Raw genomic sequence first — 15,129 nt, 5'->3', positions numbered from 1 at the left:
ATAGTCTGGCGCCTCATGCAGCTGCCAGACCGGCATCGTGATCGATTTAGGCACTTCCGCCACCGACCCTTCAGGCCTCACGCACCCGAACATCGGGCACCTCAAGCTCCGACGGATCGACCCTGCGAACATGGTCTGGGTGGATCATGACGCCGGGGCCAAAGCGGTCCGCGAGGTCGTCCATATAGTCATTGAGGTCCGCCACTTTGGGCCGAACCTCGATGGGATTGAACTCGACGGACCGGAAGACGTCCGGCTGAGCCTCGGTCGCTTCGAGCGTCACTTCGACGCTATAGCTGATCCCCTCGCCAGCGATTTGGCAGCTATCGAAATAGATCGCCTTGACGCTGTCGGCTATGCCCACGAGCTCGTTCCGGTCGAAGGCGAAGCCTGCTTTCTTGTCGGTATGCAGCAGGAGGTCGGCCGCCAGCGCAGCCCGATGGGCGGACCAGAGATCATCCATGGTGAGCTCCGCTTGCGAGGAGATGCCGGCCAGCTCGAGCAGGCTCTGCCAATCCGACGCGAGACGCGCGAGCGCGGGAAGATCCTCCAGATAGGGCCCGGTCAGCGGGGTGCTCAGCGGCTGCCGGATGGGACCGAAACTTCCCCCCTCGCCGGTCAGCGACATGATCGCCTTGCCCGATCCCAGATAGGTGAGTGCGCGCAACAGGGTCACCATGTCGGCCAGGCTGCGCGCCCGGTCGGTAAAGACGCACTCGGCCTCGTAGGCGACGTCGGTCTCCTTGAAGCGGACGCTGATGTCGGGGTGCCGCAGGAGCATCCGTAACTCTCCGTCGAACGGCGGCGCAAACAGCATCTCCGTCCTAAATATGGCTGCGGGGGCAAGCGGTGGCCCCGTGATCGCGATGACGCAGACACCGGCGCTCGGGGGCTCCACCATGATCTCCTCAAGCTCGCTGAAGAGATCTGAGGCATAGGGAATCGGAATGCCAAAGCGCGTGTCGAAGGTTTCAAGACGAACGGGTCGCAGCGGTTCGACTCCCAGAAGGACGCGCGAGAGATGATCTTCGCTCTCAACCCGGAACAGGGCGTTGCCGACGATGCGCGCGTCTTCGTATCCGAGCTCATGCAGCTGCCGCAGCTTCTCCTGGACGTAGGTGGCCGGATCAGGTCCGCAGGCGATGGCAAGGGCATTGCGAAGCCCGTCCGGCGTAAGATCGAATGGTTGGCCGTGCCTGCGGTGGTCGAAGCTGATCTTGAGGTTGTGGGTATCATGTCGTCCCCGCGCTTCGGCCTCGCGCAAGCGGCGCAGCAGCTTCGCCAGGGGATCGCCAAGCAGATGAATGAGATAGCCCTTCAACGGCTCCCCATCGCGCCGGAGGCGGACGTGGACGATGAAGGCTGGCTGGGCGTCCTTCGCGAGTTGCTCGGCGGCCGACAACTTCAGCGAGACCGCGCGGTTTCCTGACGCCGACGCCTTCAACTGGATGTTGCAGCGTGTCTTCTGGCGCTGATCGAGAGGGATAGTCCCTCCGGATTCTGGCAAGGGAAAGTCGACGACGAAGTCCCAGCCCGCTCGGTCCCGCCCGCTCTTGTTGCAGTGAAGGCGGGCGCGATCGCAGAGCAGTTTGAAAAGCGATTCGGCGGCTTCCCCGAGTTCATCGTTGGATAGCGGCGCACCTTTTGCGGGTCGGGGTTTGTTCGTTTCGCACGTCCCCCTTTTGCCGAATATCGCCTCTGTGCGCCACGATGAATGCCAGGCTCGCGCGCGGCCGGCGGCTGCCCAGACGCAAGTCCGCCGGCGCGCGTGTCGGACCTGTCAGACAGAACTATAGTTCAAGATCAGTATCTTACTCGCGCCGCGCGCCAACCTGGGTGCCATGTCTGACACTGAGCCGCGTTCGTGGGGGACGCGTCGGACAGGCCTAAACCGCTGAAAGAACGAGATAATCGGCTCGCAGCACCCGTGCGTACGGTGCATTCCGATACGGCCCTCGGCCGTGCGTCCTGCCTTCCGCAGCGGCTCGCCCGCTGCGCCGGCTCGTGCCGGCAGGCGCGGGGCACCCCGGAGGGGCCTTGTGCCTTCGCCGGCGGAACGCCGGCAACCAAAGCCGTTGCAAGGCCAGGGCGCTCATAGGATAAGACAGCGTGGCGGGCAGACCTCCTTTTCCAAGGAGTCGAGAATGCCCAAGATGACTGACCGCGAACGGCTCGCGAAGATCGAAGCCGACCAGAGAAGCCTTGCCCGCGAAGCCGAGACGGTGCGCGGTGCGGTGCGTGCACGCTATGGCGTGCTTGCGACCGAACTGCCCGTCGAAACGCTCAGCGAGCGCGAATTTCGCGATGTGGTGGGACAGGCCATTCGGGTCGGCGGCCTGGCTGCGATTGCTGCGCTCAAGGCGCTTCCGGCTCACGGCCAGCCACCCCAAAAGTCGCCGGAACGGCGTCCCAGCGACGAGCACGGCGGAGCCGCGCGCAGGAGGCCGGCGACCCCCGAGGCCGCCGCATCGTCGGGCGACGGACCCGGCCATTAGGCCGGGCTCCCGAGCCCGGCGATCTTCGACCTCTCACAAAAAGGGGGAGCCGGCGAAGCCCTCACGACCTCCGTCGGCTCCCTGCCTCACGCCGCCGCGCGCGCGGCCCTTTCATCACGCTGCTGTTTCGCCTTCAGGAGGAAGTGCCGCGGTATGCCAGCATCCCGCACCATCCGCGCCAGATGGGACTGGAGGCCCGATCCTTCGCAGACGATCGCTTCGACCGGCTTGAGCTTCAGCAGCTCCTCATTGCGGGCGAATCCGGCGCGTTGCCCCAGTTTCCGATTGAGGGTGAAAGCGATGAGCTTGACCCCGCTGCGCGCGGCCCAGGCTGCGGCGATGGCGTCGCACCCCTTTTCCTGCGCCGTCGTCGCCAGCACCATCGCCGGAATGCGCGCCTTCGCCTGGTCGAGAAGCGCCCAGATCCGGGCATGATCCTCCCACTCCTGTCCGCCCGAGAAGATGACCACCGGCCCGGTTGGCGCCTTGGCCTCGATGCGGCGCTGCCGGCGGGCGGCGAGGAAGTCATGGGCTGCGATCACCGACGCCGTGCGCTTGCTGCTGGTGAGCGTCGCGCGCGGGGCTGACCAGGGCCGGCCGGTTTCGGCATGGAACATCTGCGCGGCATGATCGCGCATGCAGGCGACGGCTTCCTGTGCCTCGTCGAGACCGTGGCAGAGCGTCTGCATCTCCTCGATTTCGATCGTGCTGATCTCGCTTCCGTCATTCTCGCGCACCCGTTCGCCCAGTGTCTTCGCCGCCCGGTCTGCTTCGCCTTCGAGTTGCTGGCTGACCTTGTGGAAGCTGTGGACGACGCCCCAGGCCAGGCGCTCTGCGACGGCTTCGAGCCGCGTATCCCGCAGCAGGTCGAACAGCGTCGTCACGAGAAGTTCGACGCCCAGCTGCATCTGCAGGGCGTCGGGCATGTCGCTCGTGATGGCATCGTCGGTGGCCGCCAGCCGGACCGTGGCGCTCGTTTCGGTGAAGGCGGCGGCATAGCTGTCGATGGGCTCGCCGGACTCCTGTGCGAGCAGGTCGGCGATCTCGGTGAAGGAACGGGTGGACCGGAACATTGTCGTCATTGGAACCTCCTTTTTGAAAGAGGTTCCCCCCACGGCACGGGCTCCGAGCGGCGGGGTCAAGGATCGGGCGAAGCCCGACCGCGCGAGCGGCGATGGGGGTCACGATTTTCTTTGGCGGCCACCGGGGCTGCAGGAGGAGAGCCGCGGCCCGATCCGCCAAGGAAAATGGTGGGGCCCCGTCGTCGTTGAGGCCGACGCGGTCCCGTGCCACCCTGAAAAGACTTGAGAGAGAGGAAGAGCTGCCCTGCGGGGGGCTCGATGCCCCTCGCAGGGCATGGAGAGAGACCGCGAGGCTTCCGCCACACCCCTTCCGCCCTCGCCGACCGCGATGCGATGGCGACTTTTGCGCGCCGCTCGCCTAGAAAGGCCGCGCCGCGCGCGGCTTCATGCAGAGCTGAAAATGGGTTTGGGGGTTGAGTTTCCTTGGTCAACGGAGGTCGAATCGACAGTGTCTCGCGGGTCATTCTGGCAAGCCCGCGCACTTTGTTCCGGACCTTTCTTGAGGTTGAAACCTTCGCCGCCTGGCGTGTCCCCGAGGGGATGACCGCTTCTTTCTCCGCTTTCGAGCCACGCGCCGGCGGCGGGTACCGGATGGTCCTGCGCTATGGCGGTCCCCAGCCCCACAGACATGGCAAGAGCCGGCCTGGCGAGGACGAGGTCCATGCCCGGTTCGTGGCGCTCTATGCCGAGGAGAAGGTGGTCGAGGAGGTCCGGTTCGTGAGCGATGATCCGGCCTTTGCCGGGGTGATGCGCCTTACCACCTTGTTCGAGCCGGCGCGCGAGGGCACCAAGGTGGCGCTGCGCGCCGAGGGGGTTCCGGCCGGTATTTCCCAGAGCGATCATCAAGACGGGATGACGGCCTCGCTGCGCCAGCTGGCGCGCCTCACCGAATAGCGACAGCAGAAAAGCGGCCGTTCGGGCGATAGCCGAACGACCGCTGGTCGGGACGTCAAGTCGTGGTCTGGTCATCCCCCGGCGGGAGATAGGCCTCGAAGGGATTGCCGTCGTGGAGATGCCCGAAGGGCGTCATCCGATAATTGCCCTCGGCGTCGCGGCCGACGGCGCACAGGACATAACGGGGTTCGCCCGTCTGCGCGCAGCGACATTCCATGAGGGCGAGATCACCCGCTTGCGCCGCACGCTTGAGGGTGTCGAAGTTGCGCCGAAAGGTGTCCGGGATAGCCATGGCAGGCCTCCTCAACAATGATGTTGCGGGGATGAATGCGGGAGCGTTGCGCGGGATGGCGTCAGTCACTCTCTTCGAGCGTGCAGGCCCGCTCATAAAGCTCGAGCGCGATGCCATAGGCGTCCGCTTCGTCCCATGTGAGGTCGCGATGGTCGTCGGCGTCGGCAGCACTCGCCATCTCGATGACCGGATAGACCGCAATGACCTCCCCGGAGGGCAGCACGAACTGGTTGGCAACGCCTTCGCGCGGTCGCGTCCCCTTGGGCACCGGAAAGGATCCGGTGATGCAATAGTCGACATGCATGGCGTGTCTCCTCAGGCGGCCGCACGCCGAGCGGAGCCCGGGCGGGTGATGATCGTATCGGCGGCCTGGTCGGCCTTGCGGAAGGCATGGATCGGCACGCCCGCCTGGCGCAGCAGCTGGTAGAGATTGGCCTGCAGGCCCGAACCCTCGCACAGCACCGCTTCGACGGGCTTCAGCTCGACGAGCTTGCGGTTGCGGGTGAAGGCGACCTTTCGGCCCGCCCCGTAGAGGCCATAGGCGACGATCGGGACGCCGATCTCGGGACGTGCGGCCCAGGTGGCAGCGATCGCATCGGCTCCCTTGCGCTGCCCGGTCGTGACGAGGGTCATGTGCGGGATGCGGGCCCTGATCTGATCCAGCCGTTCCCAGATCGGCGCCCAGTCCGCCCATAGAGCCGGTCCGGAGAAGACGACGATGGGGCCTTGCGGCATGGTCCGTTCGCGGGCGGCGAGGCTGCGCTGGCGCAGGAAATCCTGCGCTGCGATCTGGCTCGCCGAGGAGGCGGGCGAGGCGCGCGTCCCGCGCGCGGGTGACCATGGCCACCCCGACAGAGCGCGATACATTTCGGCGGCATAGTCGCGCATGCACTCGATCGCTTCGCGCTGTTCGGCGGTCGACTGGCAGAGCAATTGCTTCTCCTCGAGCGCGGTTGTCGACACCTCGCTCTTGTCGGGAGATCGCGCGAGTTCGCCGATCTCGTCGGCGAGTGCGTCCTCGCGGCGCTCGAGCTTGCCGGCGACGAAGTGGAAGGAGTTGACGAACCCCCAAGCGATTTCGGGCGCGAGCGGCTCGAGACGGGTGCCGGTGAACAGATCGAAGAGCGCGGCGACGATGCCGGCACAATCGGCCTGGGCCGCGACGGGTTCGGGCATCTCATGCTCGGCGGCCATCTCGCCCGGTTCGACGATTGAGAGGGCGAGCGGCTCGCCGAAGGCGGCCTGGAATTCGGGGGTGGCGACGGCCTCGGCATAAAGCGCCTTGAGGTCGGCGAGGTGATGGATCGAGCGGAGCATGGCAGATCTCCCTGGACAAAAGACAAGAAAAGCCGGGAGCGCGCGACGGCGCTCCCGGCCCGAGAGGGTGATCAGAAGGGGATTTCGTCATCGACCGGTCCGCCGGCCCCCGCTCCCATCAGATCTCCGTCGGATCCGGCGGTGCTGTCACCGAACCCCTCCTGCTGCTGGGCGGCATAATCCCTGCGGCCGGTGCGCACGGCGGACCCGAAATCGTCCCGCCGCTGGGGCCGGCGCCAGGCGACCCGCATACCTTCGGCGGGCGAGCCGAAGAGCGCGATCGGCAGCGGTTCGGGGAGGCTCGGATCGTCGATCGAGCCCTGAAGGAACGCTTCGCCGGTGGTGTTCCTGGCGACTGCCTCCCAGAGCGCGCCGATCTGAACCCAGCGATTGCCGACATTGAGGGCGACGATCTCGAAGACCGGGGCCTTGTCATTGTCGCTTTCGACCGGGCGCAACCCGAGGCGGGGGAGATCGATCGTCCGGGTCGCGATCGAACCCAGCAGACGGCCGTTGCTTTGCTTGAACTCGCCAATGTTCATGTCACTATCCTTTGACGTTCATCGCCTCGGCTCATCCCGAAACGACACCCGCCAAAGTCCCTCTCTCCTCTCTGCCCGCCGTCGCCGCCCGCGATGGCGTCGCGCCGGTTCGCTGCCCTATCCCCTTGCCCTGCTGGCGTAGGAGTTGTGCAAAGGGTAAGGTTGAAGGCATGGACGAACAGACTCTTCGCGCCATTGCAGACCTGGCGCGCAAGCGCGCAGCACGCGGCGGATCAGACGTCACGAGCGATGGATTGATGCGACTCGGCGCAACCCGCGCCCTCGCCCAGTTCGCAGCTGACCTCGACGCGTCTGCCGACGCTGCTGCGCCACGCTCTTCCCGCAGGCCGTCCTCCCGCGCCTGATCCAACGCCCGCGCCATGAGCAGAAGGATCATCGCCTTCCGCTCGACCAGACCGAAGGCATCGAAAAGTCCGAGTGATCAGATATTGGAAGCGGCGAACAGCGGGTGTCATCCATCGCTTTACTCGCGAAAGATTGTCTTACCGTTGGAACAGCGATAGAACCTTCGGGGATTTTGGGGCGGTCGTTTTCCCGAACTTTTCGGGGCATTGCCATGAACAGACAGCGCGGGTGTCGGTGATGAAGTCTATGTGCGCAGCCACTCAGTCGATTCGCACATGACGACCGCGACGCAGCTCATTGCGCTTCTCCAGAGCCATTTCGACGGTGATGATGAGCAGTTTCTGACAATAGCATTGCAGGCTGCGGCGAATGAGGCCCGGCGTGGCCATGGCAAGCTCGCCCAGCAGCTGCGCGACCTCGTCGACGACGCCCGCGAGCGGAAAAGGGCGCCGACGCGCGGCAAGGCCGTTCCGCTGGTTCAACCCAAGGGCGACCTCGCGAACCTCGTTGCCGCACGCTATGTCGACACGAGACTGTCGAGCATGGTGCTGCCCGAGACGCTGCGCGAACGACTCCAGCGCGTGCTGGTCGAGCAACGCCAGCACCTTCGGCTCCGACAGCATGGGCTCCGCCCGCGTCGAAAGCTCCTGCTCATCGGTCCGCCTGGGGCAGGCAAGACGATGACAGCGGCGGCGCTTGCAGGCGAGCTCAAATTGCCGCTGTTCACGGTGCTGCTTGATGGCCTGCTGACGAAGTTTCTCGGCGAGACGGCCTCGAAGTTGCGGACGGTTTTCACGGCGATGGCCGAGACGCGCGGCGTGTATTTTTTCGATGAGTTTGATGCAATCGGCGCGCGGCGCAACGACCGCAACGATGTGGGCGAAATTCGACGGGTGCTGAACTCCTTCCTCCAGTTTCTCGAGGAGGATGAGAGCGACGGCCTCATCATCGCCGCGACAAACCATCCCGAATTGCTGGATCCGGCGTTGTTCAGGCGGTTCGACGATGTGGTCGAGTATGAACTTCCGAGCGAGGCCGTCGCCAGGGCAATCCTGCAGAGCCGCTTGTCGAGCTTCGATACCGCTGACGTGTCGTGGGACAATGTCGTGAGCGACACGGCCGGCCTTGACGCATCGCCTGGATATCCGGCGATTGGCAGGCGCGGACACAGTCCATCAGCAAGCCGTCGGCAGGTTCGTCGGCCAGGAACTCGGCGATCGCGTTGCGGCTCGGCATGTCGACCGCCTCCAGGGACATGCCCCCGCAGAGCAGGTGATTGACGATGTGAATGGCGATGAAGAAGCGCTTGTCGACGATCTCGATGAAGATGGGCTCACCGCGATCGCCCAAAAACTGCGTCAGATGCAGCACCGCCTGCGGGAGCCGGGCCATGGACGATTTGATATCGCCCGGGCCACAGCCGCACATCGTCCGGACAGTCTCGAGCTCGGCCGCAAGCGCGACCCGCTCATCCGTGCCGACGGCAGCGAGCACGAAGATCGGTTGGCTGGCGAAATCGAGATCCTTGGCCGAGGCAAGGTCGCCGCCGTGGCCGCTTTCGTCGATGAAATAGGAGGTCATATGAACGAGCCCCCTCAGACATCTTCATAGTCGATCGAGAGCGCGCTCGCGAGCTTCTGGATCTCGTCATGGCAGGCTGGATCTACGACGGCGCGCTTGCTCACAGCTTCGAGGATATCGTCGGGAACGCGGTCACCGAACAGAACCAAGGCAAATTCGGGGCCATATTGGTAGGATCCATAATAGAGGCCGTGGGCGGTCGGGCATTCGGTATGGATCTTCTCGGCCCAGCTGCGGGTGAGTTGATAGCTGCTTTTCGGGCCCACGAGCAGGGCGTTCGCGTTCACGCCGATCTTGCGCTGACCGGCGATCGTGATGTCGACGAGGTTCAGCACCCCCGTCGTTCGAATATGGCTGTGGGCATAGGATCGGTAGTCATTGGGGTAGACGATCTCGGGCGGAGCGACTTTCGTGCGGTTGCGCGGAGGCGTGTCCGGGCATCGCAGGATGATTTCGCATGTCGCACATTCGAAGGACTGGGCAACATAGATCGTCGGAATGATCGCGCCTGCCTTGTTCCGGATCGGAGAGAAGCGCGCATTGCCCTTGTCCGTGTCGTTAAACTGGGTCGAGCCGAACGCTTCCGGATGGATGCGGTGCAGTTCGGTTCCAGCCTTCAGCAGATGATAGCCTTCCTTCCCGACCTTCATGGTGGCCGGGCGCGGTATCTTGATGCTGACCCGCATCAGCCATGGACCTCGGGCTCGATTTCGCGCTCGAAGGCAGCAATCACGGCATCAGGCTCACTGCCGAGGGCTGCGCCCGGCGTATCGTCGAAGTCGAGATGCGGCCGTGTCAGCCAGTTGAGCAGGCGAAAGTCGCTCCAATGGGCAGGCTTGGCTGCGATCATATGGCTCATAGCCGGGTAGATCCGACGCCCTTCGACGTCGAACTGGAGCAACGGATAGGCCGCGCGGCCATCGACCGTGAAGCGGAGAAGCTCGTGCTTCTCTTCTTTGCGCTTCATCGTTGCCGAAGGGTTGGCGCCCGACAGACCGAGAAGCACGCAGGCATCGGCCTGATCAGCCATTTGCGTGCCCGCGAGAATGCGCTCCTGCAGCCGGGCGCGATTGAGCGCGGCCTTCAGCGCCGCGTCGTCACCCTTGGCAAGATTTTCGCGCAGCATCACGCGATATTCGGAGATGAGATTGTCGAACTCGACCGTGAAAGCGTCCCGCAGGAATCGCTCGGCCACCTTCTCGAACGCGCCAGCGAGGAGCTTGACCGCAGTATCGGTCAGTTTTGTACCAGCGGTTTTCGGACCGGACTTTGGTCCTGCATCCGCGAGCGCCGTCTTGAGGAGCGTGAAATCGGCGGGGTCGCGGCTGATCGAGAAATCGACAACGACATGGCCATTGTCCAGAGCGGCCGCCGCGAGGCGGTTCGAAGCGTAGATCGCGCGAGACTTCCCACCGCCTCGGCGCCGTACGCCAGGGCCAGCTTTTTTGTTTGCGGTGGTCGCGCTTGCCATCCGAAGCATCCTAGTTTCGCTATATCGATCGAAATATATAGCATAAATAGTGGATATTGCGAGTCTGATATGAAGGCTTTCCCTGGCGGACGAACGGCGAGGCAGCTGAGGGGGCGCTAGTGGATCGATCCGAAGAGACTTCGCTTCGCAGCGGTCTGGTGCCGCCCATCGGCGATGCCGATCGTCTGTCGCATTTCGGTCGAGCTCCGCTGCAAGACCCACCGGTACGATGACGTGCGGCGCAACCACTTCGATAGCGGCCTCGGGTGTCGCAAGCTCGCCCGGCGCCGTTCCAAGCCAGATGAGCGGCTCGCCCTCCTCCGGCTTATCCTGCGTGACGAAGAAAATCTGAGCGAAGAAGGTTTGAAGAGGACGGTCCCACCCGATCGTCGCCCGGACTACATGTGGCTGACCCGCCTTGGGCTGAAGATCATGACGGCTCATATATTCGTCCTCGGCATCCATTGTTTGACACAGTGCGCGGCGCTTTCAGTGCTGCTAGTTGCCTTCCCGGCCGTGGCGGCTGCCTGGCGGGCGTCAGCCCGCCGAAGCAGAGTATCGCGCACACGCTCAGCCGCAATCGCTATCGCCTGCCTGTTCTGGTGTTTCCGAGGTGAAATGGCTGAATGCTGAACCTTGGGGAGCAGCTCACCGTGCGACACCCGTTCAATAATCATGGCAGTCGAATCGAAGACGGCGCCCTAGACAGCGAAGCTGGGTGACGGGCCATCAGCGCACCTCGGCGAGGAGGTGCGCCGGCTCGGCGGGCCGATCGGAAACGACGCGCACCGGCTGGATCCGATCATATGTCCTGACGACGAACTGGTGATGGCCGGTTGTGGTTCGGAGCCGGATCGCAAGCAAATAGGCGTGCTCGAACGAGGCAAGCCGTGCGCGGAGAGGGGAATGAGATGGCATGGACCGGGTCTTTTGCGAGAGGGAGACAATCGTTGAAGCCGACCTCGCACCGGCCAGCTCCTGCGACATCCCCGCCTGCCCTCTCCTCCTCCTACCAGGGAAAGGTGGGGAGCGCGTCTTCCTCGGGCCCGTCGCAATCGAAGAGGATGTAGGCGCAGCCGCAGGCTCGGCCGAAAGCGAGGATCGGCGCAAGCTCATCGGGCAGCTGGCCATTCTGCAAGCCCTGCGAGTCACGGGTTGAAAGGAACCAGCCGCACTGGGTCGGCGCGGGCGCCAAGGGTTGGGCGCTTGGCGGAAGTTGGCTCCATTCGGTCAAGAGCTCGGCGGTGGCGCAGCGCAGATGCGCGGTGCTGAGCACAATATAGCGTCCGATTTCCATGATATCTGGCTCCTTCGGCATGGTCCAAGATGGCGCGGTATCGCGCGATCCGAGACCGTGGCGCTCCCGACGCGCCTTCGCTTCAATGGCGGTGCCGTAGCGCTCAGGCGGTCGCTGCGCGCATGCGCGCGTCGGCGTGCCAGGCCATCGCACATTGCTCGACGGTCATCCGGTCCAGGGCGCCGAGACAGAAGCGCTGGAAGGGAAGGTCCAGTGCTAGAACAGGAGATTGCAACACGGAGATCACATCCCACAGAAAGATATCCTGCCGCGCGGTGGAAGGTGCAAGCGTCCAGCGCGCGAACTCGTCGCCCTCCGCGCCGCAGGCATTGCAGGTCTGGCAGTCATAGATGCCCTCAAGCTCCCATAGCTGGGCTTCGACCGACCAACGGGCGCACGCGTCGCGCACGATGTCGTCGCTTCCGCACTTCGGGCAGATCGGTCTCACCGCTCCCGAGACGGGCGGCAGCGAAGGATCGTCAGGCTCCTCGGGCGCAAGCGCGATTGCAATCGAGAGGTCGGGCACGTGGGGATTGGCGTAGGGGCTGTCGTCGGCGCGGACCTGGGCGATCGCGAAGGGATCGAGGCCGTCGGCGACGGTGATGACACAATGCTCCGAGGCGAAGGGTGCGCCATCGGTCAGGAACTGGGCGCACACTTGATAGGTGCGCGCCGCACATGCGGGGGCGTTGTCCATGGATTGTCTCCGAAATGCGGTCGACAGGCCCGCAATGGCGAGCCTGTCGACGAGGGTCAGTTGGCGCGATCGAGAAGTTTGCGCGCTTTGGTCTCGAGCTCGAGACGGTCGTCCTGATGGACCTTGCCGCGGGCGACGGCGGTGATCCCCTGGACGAAGTCGAACAGCGAGGCGGCCGGGTGGCCTTCCTCATCAAGAACGGTGGCGATGATCTTGCCCGTATCGGACTTCGAAAAGCCGCGGTTGCGCAGGAAGGCGGAGCGATCCTCGTCGGTGCGTGCGACGATGCGCGCGCGTGCGGTGCGGATGCCTTCGATGAAGTTGGCGGGCGAGGAATCGGCAAAGCGGGTGAGCGCAGGCTCAGCCTGGTAGGCAAAACGATTGGCCGCGAATTTCGAGTGGCGGATGCTGATCTCCTCGAAATTCTCGACGCCCCACAGATTGCGGTTCATGCAGACCGCTCGCAGATAGAAAGTCGCTATTCCCAGAGTCTTGGAGCCCACTTCTGAGTTCCAACAATAAAATCCGCGAAAGAAGAGATCGGGCTCGCCATTGGGCAACCGGCCAGCCTCGATCGGGTGCGTGTCATCGACGAGAAACAGGAAGACATCGCGGTCCGAGGCGTAGAGCGTCGTCGTGTCGGTCGAGACATCGACATAGGGATTATAGTGCATCGTGCTCCAATCGAGGACGCCTGGAACCTTCCAGCGCGTGTCGCCGCTACCATCGCCGGCGATGCGCATGACGGCGGCGACCAGTTCATGGTCCCAGATGCGGCCGTAATCAGGACCGGTCACGGCGCGCAGTTCGGTGCGCCCGTCGTTCGTCTCGAGAAGCTTCACCTGTTCGCCGCGATGCGCGAGCAGTCCGTGCTGCATGTTGATGCCGGCAAGCGCGGCGGGCAGCGTCCGAAGATAGGAGGACGGTGCGCCGACGAGGCTGCAGAGCTGACCGAAGGACCAGTTGGTCGGCGCGACGGGATCGTCGCGGCCAGGCACGACGAGGCTGAGCCGTTCGGGATCCTCGCTTCGGGCTTCAACGCGGACCGCACGACTCTCGATGATGCGGGTCGTCGCAGAATCCGCGCGGCCGCGTACTTTGGCATAGAGCTCGGGAAGCGAGAGAAAGCGTTCATCCTCGGGGCGCGAGAACCATTCAGAGGATACGCGGCCGATATTGCGGCCTCGGCTGATATCGACCTTGTAGGGGGCCGGCGCCGGCGGCGCGGCGGATGTCATCATGGTCATGGGAGTGCCTCCTGACTGGGATCGAGCCGCGCTGGACTGCGCCGGGCTCAACCCCTTCCCACCCCCTCCCTCCCTTTCGCGCCTCAAGGCGTCTTGCGACGGTATGCCTATCGGCTTCCAGCATCGCGCCAACGGGTCCAGAATGATCGCAATCGCGGGGACCGTGCCGGTTGTGCCCGATTGCGTGACTGATAGCATTGCCGGGTGGAACGGATTCGCAAGACCCTGTCGCTGAAGCTTGATCGCCCCCTTGCCGCCGGGCCAACGCCGGATGTGGAGGTGGTGCGGCAGGCGATCGTCCACCATCTATGCCTGCGCGCGACGTATAATCGCGGCATGATCATCCTGGCGCCGCACATCCTCTATGAGAAGCATGGCGAACCCCATGTCGATGGCGTCGTGATCGAGCGCAATGATGCTAAACCTCTCGAGCAGAAGCTTGGCACCTTCAAGGTAAGTGGGCTTCGTGCCCCGGTCACGATCTCCGAAGCGGTGACGCCGATCGCAGGCTTTGACCCACGGGATGCGCGCTATGCCGAGCGGACGATCGCGGTTCTCGAATTATGAGCAGGAGTTGACGCCTGGGACGCGCGATATTCTTCTCTCCCGGGACGAGTAGCCAGATTGCGTCCATCCCGGTGGGAAACGCTTCCGGAGGAAGGCCAAGACTGTTATTGTGCAGTGCGGCATAAAGCCCATTCCCAATCGCGAGGATTCCCATGGCGCGCATGAAAACGGCATTTGCGTTGGCCGGGCTTGGCGGCTTCAACGCCCATGGCGCGGGCTTCCTGGAGGCGGCGCGCGCGAATGCCTATCAGGCCGACCTCATCACCGCGACGAGCGGCCAGATCGTGGTGCTGGCGGCTTTCCTAGGCGGCGAACCCGACCTCAGGAAAGGCCTCATCGATCCGGCGGTCGAAGGCGATCCGCTGGCACAGCTCAAGATCGCGCTGTTTGGCTATAAGGGCGTGTTCGAGCCGGCTTATATCGAGGCGCTGAAGCGCTTTCTGACGCCGCCTTATCTCGGCTTCGGCATCGATTTCTTCGCCGATCGCTTTCTCCCCGCCCAGCTTTACAAGCCGGCGCGGACCGCCGAGTCGATCCAGACGATGGTCGATATCTTCAACGCGCCCGAGCAGGTCGGCGTGGTGTTCAACAGCTATGACCCCTCGTCGGGGCGCGGCGCGCTCTACGGCAACGACGCGGCGCGCGATCTCCTCCTGACCAAGAAGAGCCTGCCGGTGCCGGCCGATCAGCGCGGGCACGATCCGCGGATCACGGAAAGCGACGATGAGGAGCCGATCCTCCCGATCGACAACATGGCGATTGAGGCTGCCTTGTGGCTGTCGCTCTATGGCTTTGCCGGCATGCCGACCGAGCAGATGGACGGCGCCTATCACCGCTCGTGCATCCTGTCGGAACTGCACGGGTTCGACGACGTCATCGTCTGCCGGCCGCTCGCCAATGGCTGGCGCAAGGCGGATCTTCCCGAGAATTATTTCGACGTGCAGGACTGGAATACCGAGATGTGGTTCTCGGTCGGCTACAAGGCCGAGGTCGATGCGATGAAGCGGATCAACGCGCTCGTCAAAAAGGGCGTGATCGATCCGAAGGCCGGCATGAAATATGTCGATATCCATGAGATCGAGCCGGTCACGCCGGCGGGCTATTTCAACTATTTCATCGAGCGCGACAGCGTGTTCGAGGATGCCCGCGCAAAGGCCGATCGCCTGTTCAAATGGCTGATCGGCGGCAAAAAGGGACAGCGGCCGGGCTGACATACGCGCGGGCAGTGCGTTGCGGGCATACCATTGGGGCAGCCCGCCGGGCGGCCGCAAGCCTGGTCGG

17 protein-coding genes and 1 pseudogene are annotated in these 15,129 nt (G+C 64.2%); 5 read left to right on the top strand and 13 right to left on the bottom strand.

Annotated elements, in window-relative coordinates:
- Positions 1 to 70: 70 nt before the first annotated feature.
- The gene (locus GQY20_RS15380) at positions 71 to 1,264 is read right to left on the bottom strand and encodes a hypothetical protein (RefSeq protein ID WP_157217998.1); all 1,194 of its coding nucleotides are present in this window, start codon (positions 1,262 to 1,264) and stop codon (positions 71 to 73) included.
- Between the two features lie 880 nt (positions 1,265 to 2,144).
- Between GQY20_RS15380 and GQY20_RS32595 the strand changes: the two genes are divergently transcribed.
- The gene (locus GQY20_RS32595) at positions 2,145 to 2,495 is read left to right on the top strand and encodes a hypothetical protein (RefSeq protein ID WP_232476066.1); all 351 of its coding nucleotides are present in this window, start codon (positions 2,145 to 2,147) and stop codon (positions 2,493 to 2,495) included.
- An 86-nt stretch (positions 2,496 to 2,581) separates the two neighbouring features.
- On the opposite strand, the gene GQY20_RS15370 is transcribed toward GQY20_RS32595, so the two are convergent.
- Positions 2,582 to 3,577, bottom strand: a complete 996-nt coding sequence (locus GQY20_RS15370) for a DUF2493 domain-containing protein (RefSeq protein ID WP_157217997.1) — start codon at positions 3,575 to 3,577, stop codon at positions 2,582 to 2,584.
- A 423-nt stretch (positions 3,578 to 4,000) separates the two neighbouring features.
- Between GQY20_RS15370 and GQY20_RS15365 the strand changes: the two genes are divergently transcribed.
- On the top strand, positions 4,001 to 4,471 hold the full coding sequence (locus tag GQY20_RS15365; RefSeq protein WP_269769754.1) for an SRPBCC domain-containing protein: 471 nt from the start codon (positions 4,001 to 4,003) through the stop codon (positions 4,469 to 4,471).
- 55 nt (positions 4,472 to 4,526) lie between these two features.
- On the opposite strand, the gene GQY20_RS15360 is transcribed toward GQY20_RS15365, so the two are convergent.
- From GQY20_RS15360 to GQY20_RS15345, 4 genes are all read right to left on the bottom strand, one after another.
- Positions 4,527 to 4,763 carry a DUF6117 family protein gene (locus GQY20_RS15360; protein ID WP_157217996.1) on the bottom strand — a complete coding sequence of 79 codons (237 nt, stop codon included), beginning with the start codon at positions 4,761 to 4,763 and terminating at the stop codon, positions 4,527 to 4,529.
- A gap of 61 nt (positions 4,764 to 4,824) precedes the next feature.
- Positions 4,825 to 5,067 (bottom strand): hypothetical protein, encoded by a 243-nt coding sequence (locus GQY20_RS15355; protein WP_157217995.1) that lies wholly within the window; start codon positions 5,065 to 5,067, stop codon positions 4,825 to 4,827.
- Between the two features lie 11 nt (positions 5,068 to 5,078).
- The gene (locus GQY20_RS15350) at positions 5,079 to 6,080 is read right to left on the bottom strand and encodes an SLOG family protein (RefSeq protein ID WP_157217994.1); all 1,002 of its coding nucleotides are present in this window, start codon (positions 6,078 to 6,080) and stop codon (positions 5,079 to 5,081) included.
- 71 nt (positions 6,081 to 6,151) lie between these two features.
- Positions 6,152 to 6,622, bottom strand: a complete 471-nt coding sequence (locus GQY20_RS15345; protein ID WP_157217993.1) for a DUF736 domain-containing protein — start codon at positions 6,620 to 6,622, stop codon at positions 6,152 to 6,154.
- Positions 6,623 to 7,263: 641 nt separating this feature from the next.
- On the opposite strand from GQY20_RS15345, the pseudogene GQY20_RS32940 reads away from it, so the two are divergent.
- Positions 7,264 to 7,947: pseudogene (locus GQY20_RS32940) on the top strand (AAA family ATPase); the annotation flags it as partial.
- A gap of 31 nt (positions 7,948 to 7,978) precedes the next feature.
- On the opposite strand, the gene GQY20_RS32585 reads toward GQY20_RS32940, so the two are convergent.
- The 7 genes from GQY20_RS32585 to GQY20_RS15300 form a co-directional block, all read right to left on the bottom strand.
- Positions 7,979 to 8,569 carry a hypothetical protein gene (locus GQY20_RS32585; RefSeq protein ID WP_232476105.1) on the bottom strand — a complete coding sequence of 197 codons (591 nt, stop codon included), beginning with the start codon at positions 8,567 to 8,569 and terminating at the stop codon, positions 7,979 to 7,981.
- A gap of 14 nt (positions 8,570 to 8,583) precedes the next feature.
- The gene (locus tag GQY20_RS15330) at positions 8,584 to 9,255 is read right to left on the bottom strand and encodes an RES family NAD+ phosphorylase (protein ID WP_157217990.1); all 672 of its coding nucleotides are present in this window, start codon (positions 9,253 to 9,255) and stop codon (positions 8,584 to 8,586) included.
- Positions 9,255 to 10,505, bottom strand: a complete 1,251-nt coding sequence (locus tag GQY20_RS32935) for a hypothetical protein (protein ID WP_332836096.1) — start codon at positions 10,503 to 10,505, stop codon at positions 9,255 to 9,257. The genes GQY20_RS15330 and GQY20_RS32935 overlap by 1 nt, the downstream gene beginning before the upstream one ends.
- Before the next feature lie 264 nt (positions 10,506 to 10,769).
- On the bottom strand, positions 10,770 to 10,958 hold the full coding sequence (locus GQY20_RS15315) for a hypothetical protein (RefSeq protein ID WP_157217988.1): 189 nt from the start codon (positions 10,956 to 10,958) through the stop codon (positions 10,770 to 10,772).
- A 91-nt stretch (positions 10,959 to 11,049) separates the two neighbouring features.
- On the bottom strand, positions 11,050 to 11,337 hold the full coding sequence (locus GQY20_RS15310; protein ID WP_157217987.1) for a DUF5983 family protein: 288 nt from the start codon (positions 11,335 to 11,337) through the stop codon (positions 11,050 to 11,052).
- Between the two features lie 103 nt (positions 11,338 to 11,440).
- Positions 11,441 to 12,034 (bottom strand): hypothetical protein, encoded by a 594-nt coding sequence (locus tag GQY20_RS15305; protein ID WP_157217986.1) that lies wholly within the window; start codon positions 12,032 to 12,034, stop codon positions 11,441 to 11,443.
- A 56-nt stretch (positions 12,035 to 12,090) separates the two neighbouring features.
- Entirely contained in the window at positions 12,091 to 13,281 is a 1,191-nt protein-coding gene (locus GQY20_RS15300) for a DUF932 domain-containing protein (protein WP_157217985.1), read from the bottom strand.
- Positions 13,282 to 13,485: 204 nt separating this feature from the next.
- On the opposite strand from GQY20_RS15300, the gene GQY20_RS15295 reads away from it, so the two are divergent.
- Both GQY20_RS15295 and GQY20_RS15290 read left to right on the top strand, forming a co-directional pair.
- A complete protein-coding gene (locus GQY20_RS15295) occupies positions 13,486 to 13,848 on the top strand; it encodes a hypothetical protein (RefSeq protein ID WP_232476065.1) in 363 nt (120 codons plus the stop codon).
- A gap of 152 nt (positions 13,849 to 14,000) precedes the next feature.
- Complete coding sequence (locus tag GQY20_RS15290) at positions 14,001 to 15,059, top strand: hypothetical protein (RefSeq protein WP_198350989.1); 1,059 nt, start codon at positions 14,001 to 14,003, stop codon at positions 15,057 to 15,059.
- The last annotated feature ends 70 nt before the right edge of the window (positions 15,060 to 15,129 follow it).

The sequence above is a fragment of the Flavisphingomonas formosensis genome, from assembly GCF_009755815.1.
Classification (GTDB): Bacteria; Pseudomonadota; Alphaproteobacteria; order Sphingomonadales; family Sphingomonadaceae; genus Flavisphingomonas; species Flavisphingomonas formosensis.
The sequence above is the reverse complement of the archived record's forward strand: the minus strand, read 5'-3'. Positions and strand labels throughout refer to the sequence as shown.